Source organism: Chamaesiphon sp. OTE_8_metabat_110, assembly GCF_031382685.1.
Lineage (GTDB): Bacteria > Cyanobacteriota > Cyanobacteriia > Cyanobacteriales > Chamaesiphonaceae > Chamaesiphon.
On sequence record NZ_JANMZA010000242.1, the window covers coordinates 1 to 3995 of the forward strand.

Sequence of the window (3995 nt, forward strand, 5' to 3'; positions counted from 1 at the left end):
GCGACTAAAGTGCGGTGCTAACAACTCAAGTCTGTTAAAACAGACTCAGAAGAATCTATCAGTTTGTTACAGACTTGAGCTGTTAGCCTGGGGATTAATCCCCAGGCGGTTAGAGAGCGGAGCCAAAAATTAGCAAGCGGAGATCCTTAGAGGCTGTTTGAAAAGGGTCGGCTGAGGTAATAAAAACTACTTGAGCCATTTACAAAGTCGCCCAAACACCTATTCTCTCGTAGGAGATATGCGGTATCTGAGGTATCAAAAAGCGTTAAGGAAAACTTTTCAAACAGCCTCTTAGGCTTAACTCACGTTATTCAACTTTCCACTAATTCAATACCCATTTGCTGCCAAAAAATCAGGAGTAATTATCTCCCGCTCTCTCGATCGATCATGTTGCGGTAACAGCAACTTTTCGACGTATTTACCTAAAATATCTGCTTCCAAATTTACCCACTCATTTGGTTGAAGCTGGGCGAGATTTGTTTGCGAGTATGTATGCGGAATTACTGCAACAGTAAACCACTCACCATCAGGCGCACAATCGGCGATCGTCAAACTTACTCCATTGACAGCAATACTTCCTTTAGAGACTAAATAACGACTTACATAATGCGACCATTGCTCGGTCATTGCCTCCGGGGCAGCAAAACGCATTTCCCAGGAAGTGGCAGTAGCCCGACTTGAGACTAGTCTTCCGATTCCGTCGATATGCCCCGTGACAAAATGACCGCCAATTTTGCCCCCAACTCGCAAAGATGTTTCCAAATTTGCATAAGTTGAAGTGCGATCTCTTTGCCCGATCGTTGTACGATCTATAGTCTCCGGTGAGACAGTCACAATAAATCCCTGTGGTAATATTTCTTCGACTGTTAAACATGCCCCATCTACGGCTACACTATCACCAATAGTCAAATCGGTTAGAATAAGCATCGCATCTGAAAATTCACATGTAACTTCCAGCCTGTCCTCGGTCAAAAGGCGTAAATTTCCCAGCGATTGAACTAGTCCTGTAAACATCTATTTTCAGTCAAAGTACTATTCGCGATCGAGTATTTTGTAGGTCATCCTTGATACATACCAGCACGGTGGCGGCAAAGCTCAGGCTTGTTAAACTAATCTACGTTGGTTCTTATTTTAAACTCTAACGTCCGTAGCCACTTAAAGTCGGTAAATCGATCTCGCATCCATCCATCCCCAGCGCAATGAAAGTAGCAAGTGTCACATCAGACACGATATGTTAACATTTCAACCGCTCGCGCCTTAAACCACCCACATCAACAACTATCTGTAGGAAACCATCATGATCGAAATGAAAGTAGCGGGGATTGCCTTGGACGCTGTATCTCGGAGTCCGATCGTTTTACTTAAAGATGCTTCAGATCGTCGCGCTCTACCAATTTATATCTCCCAAGAACAGGCTAAAGCAATTGTTAGTGCTTTGGAGAAGCAGACGCCCCCAAGACCTTTTACTCACGATCTGATGGTTAACATCTTTAATAGCTGCGATCTGAAGGTCGAGCGGATCGCGATTAATTCGCTGCAAGATAATACTTTCTACGCATCGATCGCGATTAATGACAACGGTCAGATCAGGGAAATCGATGCTCGTCCTAGCGATGCAATTGCGATCGCCATCCGCACCAAAGCCCCAATTTGGGTCATCGAAGAAGTCATTGCCGATGCTTCGATTCCGGTAGATCGCGATGCTGACGAGCAAGAACGTCAAGCTTTCCGCAGCTTTGTCTCCAATCTCCGCCCTGACGATCTGATTCGCAAAGGTGGCTATGCGGGTTAGGCTTTAGGGGTTAGGCTTTGGGTTTTAGGCTTGGGGTTAGAGATATCGATCTGTTTCCCGGCTTTGAGAGAATAGCTACTGAGTGAGTGGGTAGACAGGAGTGCAAGATCTGCGATCTGATGCACTCCAATTATCAACGATCGATCTAAACCAGAGCAGGAACGGGAACGCTCAGATTGGGGTAGAGTGGGAAGCTTTCACACAAAGTCGCAATCCGACGGATACAATTTTGGGCTACTTTATCATCTTCGGGATTAAGTAATCGATCGGCGATGATATTGGCAATTTCGACAAACTCAGTCGTACCCATGCCGCGAGTAGTCATCGCTGGCGAACCCAATCGCAAGCCACTAGTGACGAAGGGAGATTCTGGATCGAATGGTACGGTGTTTTTATTAGCAGTAATATTGACATCGCTGACTAATAAATCTGCCTGTTTGCCAGTCATCCCGATGGATCGCAGATCGACTAACATCAGGTGGTTGTCAGTCCCACCAGAAACGATTTTGAAGCCCCGTTGTTGGAGCTGACCCGATAAGGCTTGGGCATTGGCAATAACGTTGCCGCAATAGGTCTTAAAGGCGGGCTGGAGCGCTTCGCCGAAGGCGACAGCTTTACCAGCAATCACGTGTTCGAGGGGGCCACCTTGACTGCCAGGGAAGACCGACTTATCGAGCTTTTTGCCCAGTTCGGCATCGCGAGTCATAATCAAACCACCACGTGGCCCTCTGAGGGTTTTGTGAGTAGTAGTAGTCACGACATCACAGTACGGTAAGGGGTTGGGATGATGTCCTGTGGCGACTAGTCCAGCGATGTGGGCGATGTCTGCCATCAGGAAAGCACCGACTTCATCGGCGATTTCGCGGAATTTAGCAAAGTCAATAATCCGGGGATAGGCAGAATAACCGCAAATCAATAATTTAGGACGATATTGTTTCGCCAAGTCCCGAATCATGTCGTAGTCGAGCTGCTCGGTTTCCTTGCTGACGCCGTAGTGCTGGACATCAAACCATTTGCCCGAAAAATTCACTGGCGAACCGTGGGTAAGATGTCCGCCGTGGGAGAGATCCATCCCCATGATTTTGTCCCCAGGATTGAGGAGCGTCAGGAAGACAGCAAAGTTTGCTTGTGCGCCTGAGTGCGGTTGGACATTCGCCGCCGCTGCACCAAATAACTGCTTGACACGATCGATCGCGATTTGCTCGATCTCATCGACAAATTCGCAGCCACCATAATAACGCTTGCTGGGTAAACCTTCAGCATATTTATTCGTCAGTACCGAACCCTGTGCTGCCATCACCGCCGCTGAGGTGAAGTTCTCACTAGCAATCAGTTCGAGGTGGCTCCGTTGACGACCTAGCTCGGCACCGATTAAACTCGCGATCGCTGGATCTGCTTCTTGTAGAAATTCTAAGTTAGTTTTTGCCATGTCTAGTCTGATTGGAATGAGTTGGGGATTGCTAAATCGATGTGGTGTCCCAAACTATCGATTATAACTAATGGAACTCGATCGCGTTGCGGCTGCCGCTGGTAATTTGCCAATAATTACCAAAAATTCGCCTTTGGCATGACTCGATACTGTTTACTCTCAATTGCAGCATCTATAATCGCGCCAAGCCCAGACTAGACTAAATTGCGGCTCGAATCTCACCCTCGATCGTCAATATTCGTGACAATCTCAGGAGTGTAGTTTAGGCTTGATAAAATCGATCGTATGGATTATTGTCCTTAACCAATCTCCAGTTCGATCGGCTCCTGTTCGCTCGCGATCTGCCGAGGCGCTCAACCTAGCGGAATTCGATCTAATTCTCAAATAAATTTCGTTCGTACCTAGCCCAAATATCAGGGGGATGGATGTTAGTAATCATTATCAACGATCGAGTTATTGCTCCAGAGCGAGTCTGTCAAGCCTGTCTGATGGCCGATCGTGACGGTCAACCGCGCTGGCAACAAGGTAAACTCGGTTGCGGTCGCCTCGTCCGCACTCTCAACTTTTGCAGCGAACCCCAGTCGGATGCTTATGAGTGTCAGATGGGATTTAGGTTGATGGATCTTGAGTGAATAGTGGATAGTGAATAGTGGATAGTGGATTTAGAAGTTGGCTGTGCCAGTTTAATTAGTGGATAGTGAATAGTGCTTGATGAATTTTGAAGTTGGCTGTGCCAATGCTCGGTAGATGCGTCTAATGTGCCATCGGCAAGCT

4 protein-coding genes are annotated in these 3995 nt (G+C 47.1%); 2 read left to right on the forward strand and 2 right to left on the reverse strand.

All coding sequences use genetic code 11. The features are described from left to right. Positions 1-327: 327 nt before the first annotated feature. On the reverse strand, positions 328-1014 hold the full coding sequence (gene ribE / locus RMO52_RS08935) for a riboflavin synthase (protein ID WP_310413081.1): 687 nt from the start codon (positions 1012-1014) through the stop codon (positions 328-330). Between the two features lie 283 nt (positions 1015-1297). Between ribE and RMO52_RS08940 the strand changes: the two genes are divergently transcribed. Next, positions 1298-1792, forward strand: a complete 495-nt coding sequence (locus RMO52_RS08940; protein ID WP_309743746.1) for a bifunctional nuclease family protein — start codon at positions 1298-1300, stop codon at positions 1790-1792. Positions 1793-1937: 145 nt separating this feature from the next. On the opposite strand, the gene glyA is transcribed toward RMO52_RS08940, so the two are convergent. Further along, on the reverse strand, positions 1938-3221 hold the full coding sequence (gene glyA, locus RMO52_RS08945; protein WP_310413084.1) for a serine hydroxymethyltransferase: 1284 nt from the start codon (positions 3219-3221) through the stop codon (positions 1938-1940). A gap of 425 nt (positions 3222-3646) precedes the next feature. Here glyA and RMO52_RS08950 point away from each other — a divergent pair, with 425 nt between their 5' ends. After that, positions 3647-3853: a hypothetical protein gene (locus RMO52_RS08950; RefSeq protein WP_310413087.1), complete on the forward strand. Its 207-nt coding sequence runs from the start codon at positions 3647-3649 to the stop codon at positions 3851-3853. The last annotated feature ends 142 nt before the right edge of the window (positions 3854-3995 follow it).